Origin of the sequence: Mesorhizobium sp. M1273, from assembly GCF_040318195.1 — a bacterium.
GTDB lineage: Bacteria > Pseudomonadota > Alphaproteobacteria > Rhizobiales > Rhizobiaceae > Mesorhizobium.
Genome location: NZ_JAMYLV010000007.1, coordinates 159734 through 182152 on the forward strand (window position 1 = coordinate 159734; position 22419 = coordinate 182152).

General features: G+C 62.6%; 17 protein-coding genes. 6 read left to right on the forward strand and 11 right to left on the reverse strand.

Translation table 11 applies throughout. The annotated features are described in order from the left end of the window. Window positions 1–177: 177 nt before the first annotated feature. The 5 genes from NKH30_RS10850 to NKH30_RS10870 form a co-directional block, all read right to left on the reverse strand. Window positions 178–477: a hypothetical protein gene (locus NKH30_RS10850; protein ID WP_352766893.1), complete on the reverse strand. Its 300-nt coding sequence runs from the start codon at window positions 475–477 to the stop codon at window positions 178–180. Window positions 478–496: 19 nt separating this feature from the next. Then, window positions 497–805 (reverse strand): DUF6422 family protein, encoded by a 309-nt coding sequence (locus NKH30_RS10855; protein ID WP_352995352.1) that lies wholly within the window; start codon window positions 803–805, stop codon window positions 497–499. 487 nt (window positions 806–1292) lie between these two features. After that, the gene (locus NKH30_RS10860; protein WP_352995355.1) at window positions 1293–2672 is read right to left on the reverse strand and encodes an aspartate aminotransferase family protein; all 1380 of its coding nucleotides are present in this window, start codon (window positions 2670–2672) and stop codon (window positions 1293–1295) included. A 254-nt stretch (window positions 2673–2926) separates the two neighbouring features. Continuing rightward, window positions 2927–4996, reverse strand: a complete 2070-nt coding sequence (locus tag NKH30_RS10865) for a prolyl oligopeptidase family serine peptidase (RefSeq protein WP_352995358.1) — start codon at window positions 4994–4996, stop codon at window positions 2927–2929. Between the two features lie 93 nt (window positions 4997–5089). Then, on the reverse strand, window positions 5090–6250 hold the full coding sequence (locus NKH30_RS10870; RefSeq protein WP_352995361.1) for an MFS transporter: 1161 nt from the start codon (window positions 6248–6250) through the stop codon (window positions 5090–5092). A 208-nt stretch (window positions 6251–6458) separates the two neighbouring features. Between NKH30_RS10870 and NKH30_RS10875 the strand changes: the two genes are divergently transcribed. The 4 genes from NKH30_RS10875 to NKH30_RS10890 all read left to right on the forward strand — a co-directional run bounded on the left by NKH30_RS10875 (window position 6459) and on the right by NKH30_RS10890 (window position 13759). Then, a complete protein-coding gene (locus NKH30_RS10875) occupies window positions 6459–8036 on the forward strand; it encodes a trimethylamine methyltransferase family protein (RefSeq protein WP_023676493.1) in 1578 nt (525 codons plus the stop codon). 132 nt (window positions 8037–8168) lie between these two features. Then, entirely contained in the window at window positions 8169–10754 is a 2586-nt protein-coding gene (locus NKH30_RS10880; protein ID WP_352995363.1) for a GcvT family protein, read from the forward strand. A gap of 88 nt (window positions 10755–10842) precedes the next feature. Then, window positions 10843–12420 carry an ArnT family glycosyltransferase gene (locus tag NKH30_RS10885; RefSeq protein ID WP_352995366.1) on the forward strand — a complete coding sequence of 526 codons (1578 nt, stop codon included), beginning with the start codon at window positions 10843–10845 and terminating at the stop codon, window positions 12418–12420. A 25-nt stretch (window positions 12421–12445) separates the two neighbouring features. Continuing rightward, window positions 12446–13759, forward strand: a complete 1314-nt coding sequence (locus tag NKH30_RS10890) for a M24 family metallopeptidase (protein ID WP_352995414.1) — start codon at window positions 12446–12448, stop codon at window positions 13757–13759. A gap of 109 nt (window positions 13760–13868) precedes the next feature. On the opposite strand, the gene NKH30_RS10895 is transcribed toward NKH30_RS10890, so the two are convergent. Both NKH30_RS10895 and NKH30_RS10900 read right to left on the reverse strand, forming a co-directional pair. After that, window positions 13869–14669: a phosphate/phosphite/phosphonate ABC transporter substrate-binding protein gene (locus NKH30_RS10895; RefSeq protein WP_352995369.1), complete on the reverse strand. Its 801-nt coding sequence runs from the start codon at window positions 14667–14669 to the stop codon at window positions 13869–13871. Between the two features lie 83 nt (window positions 14670–14752). After that, window positions 14753–15763 (reverse strand): fatty acid desaturase, encoded by a 1011-nt coding sequence (locus NKH30_RS10900; protein ID WP_352995372.1) that lies wholly within the window; start codon window positions 15761–15763, stop codon window positions 14753–14755. Window positions 15764–15991: 228 nt separating this feature from the next. Here NKH30_RS10900 and NKH30_RS10905 point away from each other — a divergent pair, with 228 nt between their 5' ends. After that, a complete protein-coding gene (locus tag NKH30_RS10905; RefSeq protein WP_352452091.1) occupies window positions 15992–16834 on the forward strand; it encodes a helix-turn-helix domain-containing protein in 843 nt (280 codons plus the stop codon). A gap of 88 nt (window positions 16835–16922) precedes the next feature. Next, the gene (gene bmt / locus NKH30_RS10910; protein ID WP_352470298.1) at window positions 16923–17939 is read left to right on the forward strand and encodes a betaine--homocysteine S-methyltransferase; all 1017 of its coding nucleotides are present in this window, start codon (window positions 16923–16925) and stop codon (window positions 17937–17939) included. 149 nt (window positions 17940–18088) lie between these two features. On the opposite strand, the gene NKH30_RS10915 is transcribed toward bmt, so the two are convergent. The 4 genes from NKH30_RS10915 to NKH30_RS10930 all read right to left on the reverse strand — a co-directional run bounded on the left by NKH30_RS10915 (window position 18089) and on the right by NKH30_RS10930 (window position 22369). Further along, entirely contained in the window at window positions 18089–20206 is a 2118-nt protein-coding gene (locus NKH30_RS10915; RefSeq protein ID WP_352995376.1) for a vWA domain-containing protein, read from the reverse strand. Between the two features lie 2 nt (window positions 20207–20208). Then, window positions 20209–20769: an RNA polymerase sigma factor gene (locus tag NKH30_RS10920; protein WP_352995379.1), complete on the reverse strand. Its 561-nt coding sequence runs from the start codon at window positions 20767–20769 to the stop codon at window positions 20209–20211. Between the two features lie 68 nt (window positions 20770–20837). Further along, window positions 20838–21593, reverse strand: coding sequence for a dienelactone hydrolase family protein (locus NKH30_RS10925; RefSeq protein WP_352679974.1), 756 nt, complete (start codon window positions 21591–21593; stop codon window positions 20838–20840). Window positions 21594–21697: 104 nt separating this feature from the next. Further along, window positions 21698–22369 carry a hypothetical protein gene (locus NKH30_RS10930; RefSeq protein WP_352679972.1) on the reverse strand — a complete coding sequence of 224 codons (672 nt, stop codon included), beginning with the start codon at window positions 22367–22369 and terminating at the stop codon, window positions 21698–21700. Window positions 22370–22419 lie beyond the last annotated feature (50 nt).

A 22419-nucleotide genomic window follows, 5' to 3' on the forward strand; every position in this document is an offset into this window, starting at 1 on the left:
CCAGGTAGCGCTCGTAGAGGTCCGCGGCGCTGCCCTTCCAGCTGCCACTGCTCCTGCTGGGCCATAGTGTCCCTCCCGCACAACGATCTCGGGCAACGGGCCCGATCGGCGCTTCAGCAGCCATCATAAAGCGCGTGTCTGTCGACTAGCAACCGGGCAATGGAAACCGGCAGGGTGCTATTCTTCGCGTTCCGTATCACAACGGTCTTTGCACCATCCGCCCCAAGTAGAATCAAACTCGCATTCTACTGTGCACTCCACGCGCGGCATCTCGCCAATATTTACGAGGCCGATATCCACGAGTTTGTAGCGAGCGATCGCCTTTGGATATTTCCTGAAAACACCCTCAATTTCCGCCACGAAGTCCTTGTGCTCTTCTGGAGCCGGCCTTTTGAAAGGTGTTTTGGCGTCCTGCGCAAGAGATACAGTGATGACCGATTGCATAACCAAGGCTAGGATCAAAGAAATGGTGCGCATCAACTGTCTCCAATACGCCTTACGTGGAGAGATGTTTTGATGGTGGATGGCCGCAACTCCGGGACGGGGGGAAGGCCGTATCGAGGGTAGTCTGCGTCAAACATGGCCCACCATCGCCCGTGTAATCGTTGCACGGGCAGTTGCCGTGCGCCTCTATGTGCGCGTTGCAAGGGTTCCCGAACCCAAACCCATCATCAGGTAAAGTTACTCCCGCCCGCGCCAGTAGCGCCGCGGCTTCTTTCCGCGCGCTGATGATCAAGAACGCGGCCTTTTCCAGGGCTTCCGATTGTTCGCGCGTGAGAACCTCCCGAGACAGATATTTAAACATGTGTCACTCCCTCAGATTTGGATTCGCCAAATGCCTCAATTGGGAAGCAAGCATGCTTCAAATTTGCACACACCGCTCGACTTGTTCGCTCTTCAACGTGGCGCAATTCGTTGCGACGTGGCGCTAAGGACAGCTAGTCGCCCATTTTGGTCTCCTTGAACGAATGATCCCTTGCTGAAGTCGATCAGGCGACGTTGACAGGACCGGACTTACGGATGGCTTACGGAAGTCACGCTGATCGGCGGCAGGCGACAAGACGGGCGCCGTTCGCACGCTTGCCGCGCTCGGCATGGACGAGTTTTGCCAGCCGGGGAGTGAGGTAGGCTTGGCGCGCCAAAGCTGAATAGTCGGCAGTGCCTGGATGGGGCGCGTTTCCACCCGCAGCCGAATTCGAACTGACTTTGTCCACGTCCTCGACCATCTGCTCGGCGATCGACGCAGCGATCGCCGAGCGTCCGACTGCAGGTCGCCCGGCGATGGTTCTACCTTACCCCTTGCGCAAATCCGCTTGCGCCAGATCGAGCGCCGTGGCGATGCGGTCGCAGGCCATGTCGATCGTCTCGCGCGTCCAGATCAGCGGCGGCGACAGGATCATCGTGTCGCCGGTAGCGCGCAGCATCATGCCCTGGACAATCGCGTGGTCGCGAACCATCACCGCCGCGCTGCCGGCAGGCAGGAAGCGCTCCTTGGTCACCTTGTCCTTGACGATCTCGATCGCCCCCATCAGCCCGAACGAGCGCACCTCGCCGACCAGATCGTGCCCACCGAGACGTTCCTGCATGGCCCTGGCGAAGTAAGGCCCGGTGTCGTTCCTGACGCGCTCGACCAGGCCTTCACGCTCGATGATCTCGAGGTTCTTCAGCGCCACCGCGCAGGCCACCGGATGCCCGGCATAGGTGTAGCCGTGATAGAATTCGCCGCCCTTTTCGACCAGCGTCGCCGCGATGCGGTCGCCGACCAGCAGCGCCGACAGCGGCTGATAGCCGGAGGTCAGCGCCTTGGCCGTGGTGATGGTGTCGGGCTCGACATCGAAGGCTTGTGCGGCGAACCACTCGCCTGTGCGGCCATATCCGGTGATGACCTCGTCCAGCATCAGCAGGACATCGTATTTGCGGCAGATGCGCTGCACCTCCGGCCAATAGCTCATCGGCGGGATCTTCACCCCGCCTGCCCCCATCACCGGCTCGCCGATGAAGGCGGCCACCTTGTCGGCGCCGGCTTCGAGGATCGCGTCCTCGACCGCTTTTGCCGCGCGCAGGCCGAAATCATGGTCGCTTTCGCCGGGCAGTGCGAGCTCATAGGCATAGGGCATCATCACATGGACGATGTTGGGCACGGCGCCTCCGAGCTGCTTGTGCATCAAATCCATGCCGCCGAGCGAGGCGCCGGCGATGGTCGAGCCGTGATAGCCCATCTTGCGTGAGATGATGCGGTTCTTCTCGGGCCTGCCTTCCAGCACCCAATAGTGACGGACCAGGCGCAGCGCCGTGTCGTTGGCCTCCGAACCGGACGAGCCGTAGAACACCTGGTTGATGTGCCTTGGCGCGATCTCCGCCAGCTTTCTCGACAGCAGAACCGGCGTCGGCGTCGAGCATTTGAAGAAAGAGTTGTAGTAGGGCAACTCCTTCATCTGGGCGTAGGCGGCGTCGGCAAGCTCGTCGCGGCCATAGCCGACATTGACGCACCACAGCCCAGCCATGCCGTCGAGGATTTCCGTCCCTTCGGCATCATAGATGAACGGCCCGTTGGCGTGGGTGATGATGCGCGAGCCGGTCTCGCGCATCTCTTTGTGGTCGGTGAACGGATGAAGGTGATGCGCGGCATCGATCTGCTGAAGCTGCTTCAGCGAATAATTCTGGTAGGTCATGTCTGGTCTTTCCTCTTGAACCAATCCGGCAGCTTTCGCGCCGGGGCGGATTCGTCAGAGGACAGCGGGCGGCGAATAGCCGATGCGAGCGCAGAGCCGCAACAGCTCGGCGCGTAGCGTGCGCGACGACGGCGTCACCGCCACCCCAAATGCGCAACCCGATTTCGCCAGCCGAGCCATGCATGTACCTTAGGCTGCCTCGAGCCCTCAGTTCAAGCCGTGCCGGTCAAGCGACGCCGGTCAATTGGTGCCAGTCAATTGGTGCCAGTCAGGGCCCGCTGCAGGAAGACGTACTTCATCGCCGCCTGTGCGGCCTGCGGCCGCCGGTCGCCGCGTCCACCATGGCCGCCTTCGGTCTCCTCGAAGAACAGCGTCTTGCCGTGGCCGGCCGCCTGCAGCCGTGCCGCCATCTTGCGGGCATGGCCGGGATGGACGCGATCGTCGGCGGTCGAGGTCGTCAGCAACACCGGCGGATAGGCTGCATCCGTGTCTACATGCTGGTAGGGCGAATAGGCGGCGAGCCAGGCTGCCTCTTCCGGCTTCGCCGGATCGCCATACTCGGCCATCCATGACGCGCCGGGCGGCAGCTCGGTGTAACGCAGCATGTCGAGCAACGGCACGTCGATGATCACTGCACCGAACAATTCCGGGTGCTGGGTCAGCGAGACGCCGGTCAGCAAGCCACCATTCGATCCGCCCTGGATGCCCAGTGTGTCGGGCGTAGCGATGGCGCGTTTGATCAGATCTTGCGCGACGGCAGCGAAATCGTCGAAGGCATTCTGGCGATTGGCCTTGAGCGCTGCCTGGTGCCAGTTCGGGCCGAACTCGCCGCCGCCGCGGATGTTGGCCTGCACATAGGCATTGCCCTTCTCCAGCCACAGCCTGCCGCGCACGCCGGCATAGCCGGGCAGCAGCGGCACTTCGAAGCCGCCATAGCCGTAAAGCAATGTCGGCAAGGGTCCATGCAAGTCGCGCCTCCTGACGACGAAGTACGGGATCATCGTGCCATCCTTCGAGCGCGCCTCGAACTGTTCGGAGAGCAGGGACGACGCGTCGAAACGCGCCGGCTGCGATTTCACCGGTGCCAGCGTGGCAGCATTGTCGTCCGACCAGATGATCGAGCTCGGCGTCAGGAAATCGGTGAAGGAAAAGGAGACGCTGGAACCGAAATGCTCGGCATGGCTGATGCCGACATTGCCGTTTTCGGGCAACGCCACGGGCTTGAACTCCCAGCCGCTGTCGCTGCGCTCGCCGGCGACGACCTTGCCGCGCACATTGTCCATCAAATTGATGAACAGCCGGTCCTGCGTGCGGGCAATGCCGGCGATCGAGACGCGGTGCGCCGGCTCGAGCACGGTATCGAGGGATCCGAATATCCCGGTTTCGATCCAGCGCTCGAAATCGAGTGAATAGAGCCCGTCGGGCTTACACAGCGTGCCGTCCGGCGCAGTCCACGGGGTACGCACGCCGAAGACGAGCTGGCCCTTGAACAGCGCTGTATCGGTGACGTCGTCCGGCAACGGGATGCGCCTGTTCTCGCCGGAAGGCAGCCGCAGGAAACTGTGCGAGGCGAAGAAGTCGATGGTCCGGGCGAGGAAGACATGACGCTTGTCGCCGTCGAATTCGACTGACCCGCCGGCGGCAAGATCCTGCTTCAGCGCCTCGAAGATCGGCATCGCCGCTTCCAGTGGCGTGCCGCGCCGCCAAAGCTTGACCACGCGCGGATAACCGGACTGGGTCTTGTCGTCCTCCTCGAAGGCGGCGGAAACGATAACCGTGTCCTCGTCCAGCCAGCTAAAGCTCGACTTCGAGGCAGGAGCGCGAAAGCCGCCATCGACGAACGATCTGCTTTCGATATCGAATTCGCGCATCTCGCTGGCATCGCCGCCATCCGGCGACAGGTTGAGCAGGCAGCGGCTGAAGTCGGGGTAGAGCCGACTGGCGCCGCTGAACACCCATTTCACCCCCTCTTTCGCCGCCAGACTGTCGAAGTCGATGATCGTCTGCCATTCCGGCTTGTCGGTCTTGTAGGAGGCGACGGTGGTGCGCCGCCAAACGCCGAGTACGTTCGTCCGGTCCTGCCAGAAATTATAGACATAGCCGTTGATAGCGGCCCCAACGGCGATGTTATCCTCGGCTGTCATCAGGTGGAGCGCCGTCTCGAACGACGTCTGATAGGACGGATCACCCTGCAGCTCCCCGACCGTAACTGCATTTTGGTGATGCACCCAGTCGAGCGCCTGCTTGCCCCTCCTGTCCTCAAGCCAGAGAAACGGGTCTTCGGCCGCCGAACCCGGCTGGCCCTTGGTATTCGATTTGGTCATGAGGTCTCCGGTTGAGTCGGGTGGCGACATAGCCAAGATCGACATGGGGCCGCTTGCATTCAAGTCATTCGTCAAACGGCGGCTTTCTGGCATTCACACCATCCGTCTTCGAATGACCGTTACAACTGCCAGCGCCAGGCAAATGGCACCGAGCGTCATTGGCAGGCCGCCGGCGCCAACAACATCCATGGCGCTGCCCGCCAGCGGCGGCACGGCGATGCCGCCGACGCCCCACATCAGCGAGAAGGCGGCGTTGCCGGCGACCAGTGCCGAGCCGGTGAACCGCTCGCCGAGTTCAATGATCGACATCGTGTAAATGCCGTAGGAAACCGCGCCCCAGATGAAGACGCACGGCCAGATCAGCGGCGTCTCGATGAGAACCGGCAACAGAACGCATCCGAGCACCGTCATCGAAACACAGATGAACCGCACCAGCCGCGCTGTCAGTCGTTCCGCCAGCAGGCCGAGCGGCACCTGCATAGCGATGTTGCCGGCGATCATCACCGACAGCAGCGCCGACATGCGCGCTTCCGCAATGCCATAATGTGTTCCGTAGACCGGCAGCAAGGCGAGCACCGCCTGTTCGAAACCGGCGGCCACGACGACGGCCGATAACAACAGCCAAGCCTGCGGCACGAACCCCAGGACCGAAACCCGGTGCCCGCTCTCGTCGACCTTGGGCAGCCGTGCCAGCACCGAGGCGAGGCAGGTGCCGCAAAACAGGAATGCGGCAATGCCGACGACGAACGGTGGCCACCCCTCGGTGCCGACGGCAAGCAGGCAAAGCGGACCAGCCGCGAAACCCGCCGAAATGATCGTGGAATAGACGCCCATGACGCGGCCGCGGCGTGCCGGCGGCGCCAGTGCGATCACCCAGACTTCGCTCAGCACGTAGAGCGGGTTGGTGACGGCGCCGATCAAAAAGCGCAGCGGAAACCACAGGTAGACATTTTGCGTCCAGCCGATCAGCGCCAGCACCAGCGCCGAAAGTGCCGCGCAAGTAAGCGTGGTGCGCCCTGCCCCGAAACGTCGTGCCAGCGCCGGAACCAGCGGCGACGAGACGATGAAGCCGATCGGCGTCATTGCCGCCGACAGGCCGATCATGGCCGGCGAGACGCCCTGGCGCTGCAGGATGAAGCTCAACAGCGGATAGCTCAGCCCTTGCGCGATGGCGAACACCGAGACGGTGGCGATCACGCCGGTGATCGCCGCCCATTGCACTGTCTCGCCGCTGTCCTGTTCCGCCCGGTCCATGATGCAGGACTAGCGTTTCGCTTTCATCGCGGTAAGCACCGGCAACGAAAACCGCTTGCGCCAGCCGGAAGAGATAAGAGCCTGACGATCCCTCCGGCTGCCCTTCAGGCATGTCGCTTCCCTCGTCCTAGTGGTCGCCGCCTCCGCAATGGCCGGCCGGCCGGCAGTCCATTATGCCGCCGCATTGCCGCAGCGTACGAGGACTATCATGACCGCCGCCCTTCAGCCCGCCGAACCTGCATTGGCAAACGACCGCGCCCGTCGCGGCGGCCGCGCGGGAAAGCGTGCCGGCGGATCGGCGGCGTTCGAGCAGCCGCCGTTTCGGCAGTTGAAGAACCCGCTGGCGCCGACCCGGCTGGTTTCCGACGACGAGCTGGAATCTATCCACCTCGCCTCTCTGCGCGTGCTGCGGGAAATCGGCGTCGACGTGCTGCATGACGAAGCCCGGCGCATTATGAAGGCGCATGGCGCCGATGTCCGCGAAGGCAGCGAGCGGGTGCGCTTCGACAGTGACATGATCCTGGAACTGGTTGCGCACTGCCCGCCGGAATTCACCATCCACGCCCGCAACCCGGCGCACAACGTGCGCTTCGGCGGCGATAATCTGATCATCTCGATGATGGCGTCGGCGCCCAATTGCTCCGACGTCGACCGCGGCCGCCGGCCGGGCAACCAGCAGGACTACCGCAACTTCCTCAAGCTTGCGCAGATGCACAACATATTGAACTGCACGGGCGGCTATCCGGTCGAGCCGATCGACATCCATCCGTCCGTCCGCCACCTTGAATGCATACGTGACCTCGCCACGCTGACCGACAAGATGTTCCACATCTATTCGCTCGGCAAGGAGCGCAACGTCGACGGCATCGAGATCACCAGGATCGCACGTGGCATCAGCCATGAGCAGTTGCTTGCGGAGCCGTCGGTATTCACCATCATCAACACCAATTCGCCGCTCAAGCTCGACGTGCCGATGATGGAAGGCATCATCCAGATGTCGAGCAAGGGCCAGGTGGTCATCGTGACACCGTTCACCCTGTCCGGCGCTATGGCGCCGGTGACGATTGCCGGCGCGCTGGTGCAACAGAATGCCGAGGCGCTGTCCGGCATCGCCTTCGCGCAGATGGTGCGCAAGGGCGCGCCTGTCGGCTACGGCGGCTTCACCTCGAATGTGGACATGAAGTCCGGCGCGCCGGCCTTCGGCACGCCGGAATATATGAAGGCGCAGCTGGTCGGCGGGCAGCTCGCCCGCCGCTACAACATCCCCTACCGCACCTCCAACACCTGCGCAGCCAACACGGTCGACGCGCAGGCCGCCTATGAAAGTGTGTTCTCGCTGTGGGGCGCCATCCAGGGCGGCGGCAACCTGATGATGCATGCCGCCGGCTGGCTCGAAGGCGGCCTGCGCTGCTCCTATGAGAAGACCATCCTGGATATAGACCTGTTGCAGATGGTCGCAGAGTTCCTGACGCCGCTCGATCTTTCCGAGGAAGCACTCGGTTTCGACGCCATACAGTCCGTCGGCCCCGGCGGCCATTTCTTCGGCACCCAGCACACGCAGGACCGCTACAAGACCGCGTTCTATGCGCCTATTATCTCGGACTGGCGCAATTTCGAGAGTTGGGCGGAGGCCGGATCGCCGACGGCGCTCGAAAAGGCCAATCGCGTCTGGAAGGAACGGCTGGCCTCCTATGAAGAGCCTTACATGGATCCGGCAATCCGGGAGGAGCTCAACGCCTTCGTCGACAAGCGCCGGGCCGAAGGCGGCGCGCCGACCGATTTTTGATCATCTGATGAGTAGTCGACCCCCACTCCGTCTTGATGGCAGGCTGGCCCGAAACATCGCTGTATCCCATCTCCGCTTTGTTTTCGCGCCCCGCTCACTCGATTCAATCTCTTCAAAAACGGATCTATCTTCATGAAATCTCATGCAAAAGCGGTTGTCATCGGCGGCGGCGTCGTTGGCTGCTCGGTGCTCTATCATCTGGCCAAATCTGGCTGGACCGACATCATGCTGATCGAGCGTTCGGAGCTCACTTCCGGCTCGTCCTGGCATGCGGCGGGCGGCTTCCATACGCTGAACGGCGATCCCAACGTCGCCAAGCTGCAGGCCTATACGGTGCAGCTTTACAAGGAGATCGAGGAGATTTCCGGCCAATCCTGCTCGCTGCACCTGACCGGCGGCGTGATGATGGCCGACACGCCCGAGCGCATGGACTTCTTGCGGCTCGCCCACGCCAAGGGCCGCTATCTCGGCATGGACACCGAACTGATCACGCCGTCCGAAGCCAAGGCAATGTTCCCGCTGATGGACGAGACGAATTTCGTCGGCGCCATGTGGGATCCAGTCGAGGGCCATCTCGACCCTTCCGGCACCACCCATGCCTATGCCAAGGCCGCCAGGAAGCTAGGCGCCGAGATCGTACTGCGCAACCGCGTCGTGGAACTGACGCAGGAGGTCGACGGCACCTGGAACGTCGTCACTGAGCAAGGCACAGTCAAAGCCGAGCATGTGGTCAACTGCGGCGGCCTGTGGGCGCGCGAGATCGGTCGCATGGTCGGCGTCGAACTGCCAGTGCTGGCCATGGAGCATATGTATCTCCTGACCGAGCCGATGCCGGAGGTCGAGGAATTCAACAAGTCGACCGGCCGCGAGATGATTGGCGTGCTCGATTTCAAGGGCGAGATCTATACCCGCCAGGAGCGCAACGGCATCCTGCTCGGCACCTATGAAAAGGCCTGCAAGCCGTGGTCGCCGGTCAGCACGCCCTGGGATTTCGGCCACGAGCTGCTGCAGCCAGACATCGACCGCATCGCGCCGTCGCTCGAGATCGGCTTCAAGCATTTCCCCGGCATCGAAAAGGCCGGCATCAAGCAGATCATCAACGGCCCCTTCACCTTCGCGCTGGACGGCAACCCGCTGGTCGGCCCGGTGCAGGGCCTGACCAATTTCTGGTGCGCCTGCGCCGTCATGGCCGGCTTCAGCCAGGGCGGCGGCGTCGGCCTGGCGCTGTCGAACTGGATGGTCCATGGCGACCCCGGCTTCGACGTCTGGGGCATGGACGTTGCGCGCTTCGGCGAATGGGCAACGCTGCGCTATACCAACGCAAAGGTCCGCGAAAATTATTCGCGCCGTTTCTCCATCCGCTTTCCCAACGAGGAATTACCGGCGGCAAGACCAGCGCAGACGACCCCGCTTTACGACACCATGATCGCCAACAACGCCGTCATGGGCGACAGCTGGGGTCTCGAAACCCCGCTCTGGTTCGCGCCGAGAGGCTCGGAGCCGAAGGACGTTGTGTCCTTCCACCGCTCCAATGATTTCGGCCCGATCAGCGAGGAAGTGCGCGCCACCCGCGAGAAGGTCGGCGTCACCGAGATCGCCAACTTCGCCAAATACGAAGTCTCCGGACCAGGGGCCGAGGACTTCCTCAACCGTCTGATGACCAATCGCATGCCGAAGACCGGCCGCATCGTGCTGACGCCCATGCTGAACGAGTTCGGCCGGCTGATCGGGGACTTCACCATCGCCAAGGCGAGCCCAAGGGGTGGGGAAGAACGCTTCATGATATGGGGTTCTTCGGCAGCGCAAAAATACCACATGCGCTGGTTCGAGAAGCATCTGCCGAAGGACGGAAGCATCCGCATCCACCGCTTCGACCAGACGCTGGTCGGTCTCTCCATCGCCGGGCCGAAATCCCGCGACCTGCTGCAGAAACTGGTCGATGTCGACATCTCGACCACGGCCTTCCGCTTTATGGATTTCCGCGAAATGGCGGTCGGCGGCGCGCCCTGCATGGTCAATCGCATCACCTACACCGGCGACCTCGGCTACGAGATATGGATGGCGCCTGCCTACCAGCGCTTGGTCTACAAGGCGATCAAGGAGGCTGGCGAAGAGTTTGGGCTTGTCGATTTCGGCATGCGGGCTTTGCTCTCTATGCGCCTTGAAAAGAACTTCCCGACCTGGTTCCGCGAGCTACGTCCGATCTACGGACCGTTCGAAGGCTCGATGGACCGCTTCATCAAGCTGGAGAAGAACGACTTCATCGGCCGGGAAGCAGCGGCCAAGGAACAGGCAGAAGGGCCGAAACTGCGCCGTGTCTCCTTCATCGTCGATGCCGCGGATGCAGACGTCATGGGCGACGAGCCGATCTGGGCCAAGGTCGGCGGCAAGGATTACGGCACCGTGGAAAAGCCGCATGGCTATGGCGCGCCGCGCTTCGACGCGGGCGGCAAGGAAGTGCGCGGCTCGAACGCCGCCGAAGGCGCGTCTGCCGTGCGCGGCATTGTCGACGGCGACTGGCGCGTGGTCGGCTGGGTCACCTCCGGCGGCTATGCGCATTATGTCGAGAAGTCGATGGCGCAGGGATATGTACCGGCGGCGCTTGCCGAGAACGAGAGCGCCGGCCTGTTCGAGATCGAAATCCTCGGGCACCGGCGTCCCGCACGCGTCAATGTCGAACCGCCTTTCGACCCGAGCGGCGAAAAGATGAGGACGTAGGCGCAGCCAGCCGGTCGCATTGTGCGGAGCATACTCTTCATGCTAGCGCAGCCGGCAACACTCTGCTGGCAAGGGCGATGAGATTTCATTGAAGTACAATCTGAGATGGGCCGAGTGGCTGGCCGAGGGACGGATCGGCCCCTTCCCGGCGGCGATCGTCATGGTCGCGGCTTACTTTGCCTTGCAGACCATCATACTGTCCCTGTTGAGCTCTTGGGCGGGAACCGGCGTCGGCATCGATGATGCGGAGCAGCTGATCTATGTTCCGTATCTCTGGGCTGGATATGGCGGCTCGCAACCACCCCTGTACACCTGGATCAACTGGCTGGCCGCGCATGTTTTCGGCACCAGTATCTTCACGCTGAAGCTCGTCAAATACTCCGTGCTGTTCCTTGCCGCCTGCAGCGTGTTCGCCGCCATGCGGCGGTTCAGCTACACCAAAGCGACAGCGGCGGCGGCCATGTTCGGCCTGTTTACGATCCCGCAGATCGTCTGGGAATCGCAGCGCGCCTTGTCGCATTCCGTCGCCGTCGTCGGCTTCTGCTCGCTGCTCCTGCTGGCCATGGCCTATCTTCTCGAGCGGCGAAGCATGATCGCCTATGCGGCGTTTGGCCTGGCCACGGCGGCGGCAATTCTTGCCAAATATAATGATGTCTTCCTCGTGGTGGCCCTTGTTGCGGCCGTGCTGTCGCTGCGCGAATGGCGCAGCGCGATTCTCGATCCGAAGTTCGCCATCAGCATAGCGGTCGCGATATTGGTGCTGGCGCCAACCACCTATTGGAGCCTCATGCATCCCGCCGATTTATTGTCGAGAGGCGAGAAGTTCGGAATAGACGCGCAACAAGGGCGCGTGGCGGCGGCCTTTGTCGGCGCCGGCAAGTTTATCATGGGCACCTTCAATTTCGCGGTCTTGCCGATGCTCGTTTCCGCCCTCACGTTCTGGCTGGCGAAGTTCCGTTTCTCCGAGCGGCACCCGAAAGGTCCGGCAAGGGAAATTCTGTTGTGGCGTACCTTGGCGCTCGGCTTGGCCATGCTTGCAGTACTTGTACTTGCCACCGGCGTGACGGTGGTCAAGGACCGCTGGCTGCTACCGGTCCTGTTCATGTTGCCGCTGGCCATCGTCGCCACTATGGAACGGCTGGCGCCGCGCGGCAGGAATGCGCAGCTCCTGGTGATCGCGGCTGGAGCGATCATCGCCGTGCTGCTCGCGCCCGCCACCTGGTACGTCCAGATAAACGGGACCAGTGGCCTCTCGCGGATGATCCGCGTGGATTACCCCGCCCTCTATCGCCAACTGACTGCGGACGGACCGGTCAAAACCGCAATATCTGATGGTGCATGGGTCGGAAACCTGCGGTTGGTCGACGAAAAACTGGTCGCACTTGACCAGGAAGTGCCTAATTTCGAAACGCTGATGCAGGAACCAGCCGTACTCGTCTGGCTTGACCGAGACGATCCGCGTCCGGTCATTTTGGAGCAGCTCAAAGCGGCCGGCTATGAGCCGGACGGCCAACCACGGCAAATGATGGTTCCGCTGTTGCGCGGCACCGGCAAGTCCGCCCGGGCCGGCGCCTATGTAAGATTGAAGAGAATGGCGGTGGGAGAAGCCACGGCGCCCAAGGAAGGCGTTAGCGGAGGAGCCGAGGGTGGACAGGAACCCGACTGACCGGCCCCGTCATCACCGCAAGATCATGCCGTTCGAGCCCGACGGATCGAATGATGTGCTGCGCAAAAAATCGCAGCTGAAGGCCGCTGAACTCAACCAGCATGCGCTGGGCTATGGAGCGCTGGCGGAAGCCGAATGGCAGGCGGCGGGCATTGCTGCTCCTGACCTGCCCGCCATGCGCCGATACCGGCTCGAGCGCATCCGCGCCGAGCTGAAGCGCCGCGACTATGCGGGAGCCCTGCTCTACGATCCGGTCAACATCCGCTACGCAACGGATGCGACCAACATGCAGCTCTGGGTCTCACACAATCGGACCAGGCATTGTTTCGTCGCCACCGATGGCCCGGTGGTGCTGTTCGACTATTTCTCCTGCGAGCACCTTTCCGATCATTCCGGCGTCGTCGACGAGGTGCGGCCGGCGGTGTCGTGGGCTTATCTGTACAGCGGCGAGCTGACCGGCCAAAAAGCCCGCCGCTGGGCAGCCGGCATCGCCGAACTGGTATTGGCACATGGCGGCGGCAATCGCCGCATCGCCGTCGATCATATCAACCCTGAGGGCATCGAAGAGCTCGCCCGTCTCGGCATTTCGACCGGCAATGGCGAGGCGGTGATGGAAAATGCGCGGCTGATCAAATCGCCCGACGAAATCCTTGCCATGCGCCGGGCGATCGTCGCTTGCGAGGCGGCGATGAGCGAGATGGAGCAGGCGCTGAGGCCTGGCATCTCCGAGAACGAATTGTGGGCCGAACTCCATCGCGGCAACATCGCGCGCGGCGGCGAATGGATCGAAACCCGGCTCCTGTCGTCGGGTCCGCGCACCAATCCATGGTTCCAGGAGTGTTCGTCGCGGACGATCAAGGCCGGCGAGCTCGTCGCTTTCGACACCGACCTGATCGGTCCTTACGGCTTCTGCGCCGACCTTTCGCGCACCTGGCTTTGCGGTGACGCGCCGCCGTCGCAGGAGCAGCGCGACCTGTTCCGCATCGCCGCGGACCAGATCGCCCACAACACGGAGCTGATGCGGCCGGGCATATCGTTCCGCGACCTCGTCGAGGGCTCGTCAGTGCCACCGGGAGACTGCTTCCCGGCCCGTTACGGGGTGCTCTATCACGGCGTCGGCCTTGCCGACGAATACCCGACTTTGCCGCATGCTAGCGACTGGACCGACGACACACCGGACGGAGTGCTCGAACCTGGCATGGTGCTGTGCGTCGAGAGCTATATCGGTCGGCTTGGCGGCTACGAAGGCGTCAAGATCGAAGAACAGATCCTGATCACTGAAACCGGCAACGAGAAGCTTTCGACCTACCGGCTCGACAATCGGCTGCTTGGCGGCTGAGCGACGCTAATGCGTGTCGCGCAAAACTGTGCAGCGGCTTTGCGATAACGACATGTATAAAACAAGAATCTAAAGCGCGTTGCATGAGGCCGATCGAACGCGACGCGCTTTACGTGAGCGCGGCGATCGCTTCGCGCATCGTGGCGACGATCGTTTCCGGCGTCGTCCTGGCGGTGATGAACGGCAAGCCTTTGCGCCGCCTTGTCCAGCCGACGACCGTCACCTTCTGCGCCGCCGGCTCGAAACGCTGCGCCAGCGCCCAGCTCTCGCAATCGATCGCCGCCACATCCGCCCTGCCCTCGGCAACGGCAACGACCGAAGCGCGGTGCCCGCAGCTCTCGCTCAGCCCGGAAAAGATATCCAGACTCTCGCCCAATGCTTGCAGGTCGCGTGCTGGCGCGATGATGCCCGACATGGAATCGAGGCTGTTGAAGGTGAAGCGCTTGCTGCGAAGCTGATCGAGCGGAATGACGGCACCGCCGTCGGCCGGCGCCCTTGCCGGCGGTGCCTCGCCCGCCCTCATGACGATGGCGCTCGAATAGAGTTCGCCCTGTCCACCCTCGAAGGCGTCGTAACGCGGCTGGCCGATGAGCTGGACACGCTGCGACAGGCCGAGTTCCATCGGTCCCCAGCAGGTTTGTGCAAAGAGCAGCGCCGGATGCAGCCAGAGCTGGTGAAAATCCAGTTCGTCCGGCGGCAATGTCGCCGGATCGGGCGCGATGGGTTTTCCCTGATCATCGCGAATACCGCCAGGTACGGGGGGCAAATCGCCGGTGCGGCGGATGATCGTCTCCGGCGCATCGATGCCTTTTTGTCTGAAAGCATCGCGCAGCCGCGCCCATTGCGCGTCGACATCGTCCCGCGCTTCCGGCCAGTCGTACATCGGCAAAGCCGCAATGAATTCGCTCATGCCGGGATTTGACCGTTATGCGGGGAAATTGACAAGGTCAGGAAAGCGTCGTCCGCGCGGCACCGCCTGCAACAACGCAAGAATCATTCTTTCGGCGGCTCGGCGGGTACCGGCGCGCTGCCAAGCCCATTGAGGCTGCGTGCCCTGACGCGCGGCTTGAATGCGCGTCCTGGTTCCGGCATGCGCCGCAGCACGGGATGGACGACCGGCTCCTTCGCCTTGAAGGCATAGGCCTTGAGCAGCGCGAAATAGTTCGGATAGGCGTAGCCATTGTTCATCCGCAGCCATTCGTCGCGGCGGTCGCGAAACACCTTCGGCAGCCTGTACCAGGCCACCGTCGGGCTCTTGTGATGGACGAAATGCAGATTGTTGTTGAGGAACAGGAAGGACAGCGGCGAGCGCTCGACGATGATCGTGCGGCCTTCCGGATGTTCAGACCATTGGTGCTCGGCGTAGGTGCGGATCGAAATCAGCGACTGCCCAAGCCACACCGACACCAGTATGTAGAGCCATAACGGCATGCCGAAGCCGAACTGCACGACAGGCAGCACCACGACGAGGCCGATCGCATGCAGCAGCCATGCCTTGCGGATGGACTTGTCGCCCGCGGCAACCTGCTTGGCGTCGTCGATGAAAAAGCCGATGCAGGAAAGCCACGGGCCTAGCACCAAACGCCCGATCATCGTGTTGTTGACCTTCAGCAGGAATTTCATCGCCGACGGCAGCTCCTCGTGCTGCCAGAGAGCCTTGTAATAGCTTTCGGGATCATCGAGCGGATCGGTCAGGCGCTCGTCTGCATGGTGGCGCAGGTGAATGGTCTTGAACCGGCGAAACGGCCAGACAAGGCCAATCGGCAGGAACACAAAGGCTTCGTTGAGCCGCGCATTCCGGGTTGGGTGGCCGTGCAGGACCTCGTGCATCAGCGAGGATTGTAGCGCCGCAATCAGGGTCAGAAAGGCGAGTGCCAGCAACGGGTAGGATGGCCACAGCAGAAAGCCGGCAGCGAGCCAGCCGCCGTAGCATAGAAGTGCGAGAAATACGGTCGGCCATTCGATGGTCGCTGCGCCGTGTCGCCTGTTGCCAATGCTCGTCATGCTATCGACCACTGCCTTCCAGTCGCCGGAACCCGTTTGATTCCTGACAACATTGTGTCAGGAGCGTTGCGTCGGCGCAACGCGATAAAGCGCACAAACTGTTGCGATTGCGCATTTTCAGCTACATATGTTATGTATTGTAAACAGCCAACAGGATTCATTTACGCCTGAAGCCCGCGTTCGCGGCTTTAAGCGCAAATTTTTCCTCCTATTGAATGGGGTAGCGATTTGGATAAGCGCGACCTGTCGACGATCTTTCGCGAGCGCCTGAAAATGCTCTTGACAAGGTCCGATTTGAACCAGTCGGCCTTCGCCGCCGCGGTTGGCATCGACCGTTCGGCGCTGTCGCAGCTGCTCTCCGGCGCGTCGATCCGCCTTCCCCGCGCCGAAACGCTGCTCAACATCGCCGCCGAATTCAAAGTCTCGCTCGACTGGCTGCTCGGCCTCAGCCACGACGAGGGCGTCACCGGTGAAATCCGCGAGAGCCTTGAGATCGAGGAGGCGCCGGACGGCTTCGACCGCACGCTGCTGGCTCGCTGGCATGCCGAGGCGGCGGGAACGAAAATCCGCTACGTGCCGGCCGGCATTCCCGATCTTCTGCGCACCGAGGCGCTTGTCGACTACGAAGCCGTTATCGCCAACAAGAGTCGCGAGGCACAGGCCGGCGAAACGCAGTACCGCATCGACTACAACCGACGGCCCGAAACCGACATGGAAGTCTGTATGCCGCGCCACACGCTGGAGATCTTCGCACGCGGGCTGGGCGTGTGGGACCGCTTTCCGGAGGCCGACCGCCACCAGCAACTCCTGCACATGGCGACACTGCTCGACGACCTCTATCCCACCTTCCGCCTGTTTCTCTATGACGGGCGGATGCGCTATTCGATCCCCTACACCATCTTCGGGCCCTATCGCGCCGCCATTTACGTCGGCGACATGTATCTGGTGCTGAATGCCACGCAGCCGATCCGCATCCTGACCAGCCATTTCGACAATCTGATCCGTGCCGCGGACGTCAACGCGCATGAAGCGGCCAGCTTCACGCGAAAGCTGGCGGAGATGCGATTTTGACCGGTTGCTCTACGTGCCGACATTGACGGCACATAAAGAATTCTTTATATCCTTATCTCAGTTATTCTTCCGGGAAGGCGTATTTCACATGACCAATCCGATCAACGCTCTGCTTGCCGAAAAGGGCGTCCTGCTCGCCGATGGCGCCACCGGCACGAATCTGTTCGCCATGGGCCTTGAGGCCGGAGAGGCTCCCGAGCTCTTGAACGAGACCGCGCCCGACACCATCACCAGCCTGCACCAGAACTTTGTCGATGCCGGCGCCGACATCATCCTGACCAACTCTTTTGGCGGCACCCGCCATCGGCTCAAGCTGCACCACGCGCAGGACCGGGTCTATGCGCTGAACAAGCGCGCGGCCGAGATCGCAAGCGCCGTCGCCGGCAACGCCGGCCGCAAGGTGATCGTGGCCGGCTCCGTCGGCCCGACCGGCGAGCTGCTGGTGCCGCTCGGCGCCATGACCTATGACGAGGCGGTCGAAGCCTTTGCCGAGCAGATTGAGGGGCTGAAGGCCGGCGGCGCCGAAGTCGCCTGGATCGAAACCATGTCGGCGCCTGACGAAATCCGCGCCGCCGCCGAAGCCGCCATCCGCGTCGGCCTGCCCTATACCTATACCGGCTCCTTCGACACCGCCGGCCGCACCATGATGGGACTGCTGCCGAAGGACATCCACGGCGTCGTCGATGGCCTGTCGCAGACACCGCTCGGTGTCGGCGCCAATTGCGGTGTCGGCGCCTCCGACATTCTCGCGTCGCTGCTCGACATGACCGAGGCGAAGCCGGAAGCAACGGTGATCGTCAAGGGCAATTGCGGCATTCCCGAATTTCGCGGTGCCGAGATCTACTATTCCGGCACACCCGAGCTGATGGCCGACTATGTGCGCCTCGCCGTCGATGCAGGCGCCAAAATCGTCGGCGGCTGCTGCGGCACCTCGTTCCAGCACCTCGCCGCAATGCGCAAGGCGCTCGATGCGCACACCAAGTCGGATCGCCCGACCGTCGAGCAGATCGTCGAACGCATCGGCCCGATGCGCAACAAGCAGGCTACGGTCAATGTCGCCGAGACCAGCGAAGCCCGCCGCGAGCGGCGCCGCGGACGCGCCTGACGCTTTCGTCTGCGACATGGTCCGCGCGAAGCGGTGCGGCCGCGAAAAAAGGCCGGCAAGGTTTCCCTCGCCGGCCTGCCTCACTCGCCCGTAGGCCGGCTCCCCCTATCAGAACGATCCCATCTGAAAGAAACCGGCCGTCATTGCCACTACCGGTTACCGCCGAGCGCCGAGGCAAGGCGCACAAGCGAGAGGAACTCGGACCGGTATCCAAACGGATCGGCTCCTCTGGCGGCGGTGGCAATCTGCATGATCTTGTCGTAGCCGAACTTCGCGGTAGCATCCTCGTCGCGCAGCTTCTGGCCGAAGGCAGCAACGGCAACAGAGAAACGCTGGTCGGTGCTGGCCTGGTCGAACGACGCCACCTCATTGGCTGACGTTACCGGCGTGGTGATCAGCTTCGAGGTGTCCTCGTTCGGCAGCTTGTAGCGGATCTTGACGAAAGCATATTCGTCGGCATTGGCGACACCGCCATTGTTCACCGAGGCCTGGCCGTAGCGCAACTGGTCGATCTGTTCGCCGCCGCTGCCCTTAGGCGTGATCTCGTAGATCGCGGTGACTGAATGACCTGAGCCGATCTCGCCGGCATCGACCCGGTCATTGTTGAAATCCTCTCGATTCAAGGCGCGGGTTTCGTAGCCAATCAGCCGGTACTCCGAGACCTTGTTCGGGTTGAACTCGACCTGGATCTTCACGTCCTTGGCGATGGTGAACAGTGTCGAGGAGGCATCCTCGACCAGCACCTTCTCGGCCTCCGCCAATGTATCGATGTAGGCAGCAGTGCCATTGCCGTTCTGGGCGATGGTCTGCATCATCTGGTCGTTCAGATTGTCGCGGCCGAAGCCGAACACCGACAGGAATACGCCTGTCTTGCGCTCCTTTTCGATCAGCCGCTTCAGGTCGTCGTCGTCGGTCTGGCCGACATTGAAGTCGCCATCGGTGGCGAGCATCACCCGATTGATGCCGTCCTTGACGAAGGATTTCTGCGCCAGCCTGTAGGCTTCCTTGATGCCGGCCTCGCCTGCCGTCGAGCCGCCGGATGTCAGATTGTCGATGGCAGCGAGGATCTTGTCCTTTTCCGAAGCCTTGGTGGGCTCCAGCACGGTACCGGCATCGCCCGCATAGGTGACGATCGAGACGGTGTCGTCAGGTCTCAGCTTGTTGACCAGCAGTCGGAAGGCCGACCGCAGGAGCGGAAGCTTGTCCTGCTCGTTCATCGACCCCGACACATCGATCAGGAAGACCAGATTGGCCCTGGGCTGCTCGGCCGGCTTCACGTCGAAACCCTTGATGGCGACATGCATCAGCCTGGTGTGTTCGTTCCACGGCGTCGGCATGACGCTGACGGTCGAGTTGAACGGCGTCGAGGCGGAGTCCGGGCCTTTCCAGTCATAGGGGAAGTAGTTGACCATCTCCTCGACGCGAACCGTGTCGGCCTGCGGGATAAAGCCTTCCTTCAGCGAGCGCCGGACGAAGGAATAGGAAGCGGTGTCGACATCGATCGAGAAGGTCGAGACCGGGTCTTCAAGTGCGGCATGCACCGGGTTGGTCTTGAAATTCTCGACGCGGTCGCGCTTTTCCTCTTGCGGCAGCATCTGGTCGGCCGGCGCAGCGGCGGGCTGCTGTGCCATCAGCTTGGGCTCGGCAACCGTGCCAGGCATGCGGCCGACCCGCGCGCCGCCATCGGCTGAAGGGGCCGCGGAGCTTGCGTCGCCGTTCAACGCAAGCTCGCTGCTCGGCTGCGGTTCGGGTGCATTGCGGCTGAGCACATCCTGCTGCGTCAGCCCGCCGACTGCGGTCGATTCCGCCTTCGGCGGCGATGTCGGCGCCACAAGCGCCTCGCCGGTGTCGCGGCTTTCACTGTCGGCGTCCGCCTTCTTCTGCTTGTCCGCTTCGGCAACGACCGGCGGTTTGACGGTCGTCGGCTTGTCAGCCAGCGTTTCGGTGATCTTATCCCTGCCGAATTCGGGCCCGCCGAATTTGGATTCCCCCAGCATGTAAATGGTAGCGTATCCGGCGATCGGCAGGGCAACGAGCCCGGCAATGGCCGGCGTGGCGAAGAGTTTCTTTTGCATGATTTCGCTCCAGAGCCTTTGTGCTCGCTCTGTGAGACGAACCCCGCCTGCCGATCCTTGGGCGGCAGGCAAAGTTTTTTCTTCCATGTCATAGGCGCGCAGCGCGGCCTGGAGGGCACGCGCCTTTGCGTCCGCGTCCGGCGCCGGTGCTGCGATGTCGCGCAGTCTGTTCAGTTCGTTGTCGTCGACCATGGTCACACTTCCCCGGCTGAACGCATCAGCGTCTTCAACCGTTTCTTCGCTTCATGGATGTGCCAGGAAACCGTCGTCTCCGAGATCGCCATCGCCTCGGCGGCGGCTGCGTGGCTCAGCCCTTCGCCATAGACCAGCAGCACCGCGTCGCGCTGCTTGTCCGGCAGCTTGCGTACCGCTGCCCAGAGCGCCTCGGCCGGGTCTTCCGGCTCGGCCGAGATTTCCGCCGAAATCAGCGCATAGGCGCCATAGGCCTCGGTCTTGATCGTCTCGCGGGCGGTCTTGCGCATCATGTCGCGCGCCGCATTCAGCGTCATGGTGTAGAGCCACGTCGTGAAGGCACCGCTGCCGTGATAGTCGCGGATCGCCCGCCCGAGCCGGACGCAGACTTCCTGGGCGATATCCTCGGCGTCGGCCTTTTTCCCGCACCAGCGATAGGCGGCGCGATAGACGAAACCATAGTGCCTTTCGAGCAACTTGCCGAAAGCACCCCGGTCTCCGCCCTTCGCCCGTCCGATCAGTTCGGCGTCGGAGGCTTCGCTTTCGTCCAGCATCATCGCCATCATTTGCCTGTTGGACGAAGGCTAATGGCGGTTCCTTGGGGCGATGGAAAGAATTTTTTGGCGGGCGGTCACGTCGTAATGGTTGGCGTGCCTTGGCCGAGCGTCTCCGCAAACAGCATCGTCAGCCGCTTCCAGTGGCGTTCGGCGCCGGCTGCATCGAAGGCACTATGGTCCGGCATGCACCAGCCATGCGCCATGCCGGCATAGTTCTCTATGACATGATCGACCTCGGCGGCGCGCAGTGTTTCGGCCAGCCGCGCCGATTGCTCCGGCGGAAAGCTGCGGTCGACACCGGCGGTGCCGATATAGACCCTTGCCTTGAGTGAGGCGGCCTTCCGGTGCGGACTGTCGGCGGCGTCACCGGCCAGATTGCCACCGTGGAAACTGGCAGCAGCGGCGATGCGGTCGGAATAGCTGGCCGCCGCGTTCAGCGCCCGCGCTCCGCCCATGCAGTAGCCGACAATGCCGACCGGCCCGGTCAGGCCTTGCGCAGCGAGCGCATCGAGGAACGCGCCGCTGTCGCGGATCGTCATCTCCTGGGTCGTGCCGCCGACGAGACCTGTGATTGCGGCCTTGCTCCTCTCGTCACTGAACGCAGTCTTGGCTTCGAAAGGGCCGTAGGGCGCGTTGCGGTAAAAAAGGTCCGGCACCAGCACCGCATAGCCTTCGTCGGTAAGCCTTTCCGCCATCTGGTCGAGCGCCGGTCGCGGGCCAAAAGCGTCCATGTAGAGGATGATCGCTGCCTTGGCTGGGGCTGCCGAGCGGAACAGCCCGGCTTTGGCCATGCCGTCACTCGTCTTGATCTGGATCGCTTGCTTGGCCATCGCCCGCTCCGTTGACGTGTCGTGCGATAGATATCCGCGCTGACCGTCGCCGCAAGCTGTAATGAGGCGATCTGCTTCAAGATTTCGTGCGGCATTCGGCGACGCTACAGACGCGCGAATGCTGCCATGTGAAAGGCCTGAACCTCGGCCGGATAGCGATAATCGGTGCCGTAAGGACAGGCGTTGCGATCAAGGCAGCCGCCGGTCCGGCAGGGCGCGCCGTTTTGCCCGCGCACATGGGCCAGACAGGTTTCATGTGCAAAACCATTCGCAGAATAAGCCTCGACCGGACAGGATTTCAGGCAAGGTTTTTCGGCACATGTGTCGCAAAGGTGAATCACGTCGCGGGGTTCTTGGAGCGCAATTTCGTCTTCGAACAGCAGCGCGCCGCGATAGGCATGCCAGAGCCCATATTGCGGATGCATGAGAACGCCGAGCGGCGACGGCTTCAGCCCCTCCGCACGCATCGCCCATTGCTGGAATGGCAGATAAGGCCTGTCGGACGGCGACACCGCGCGTGCCCCGAATCTTTCGGCCACCGCGCCGATCACTTCGCGAGACCATCTGTCGAGCGGATCGTCGATCGGCTGTGACTGTCTCTCCAGCCAGCGCAGGAAGTGCGGCCAAGGTGCGGCACCCGCCTGCCCCACCAGCAGAACGGATCTGGCGGCAGCGCCGGAGAGACCGGAAGGTGTCTCCTCAGCACCTGCAAAATTGAAGCCGCCGCGAAGCATAAGGCCATGGACGGAAAGTGCCGCCGCGATTGTTTGAGTCATGCCGCGCTCGGGATCACCCCTTCTTGTCCGGGTCGGAGAAGGCGCTCCGC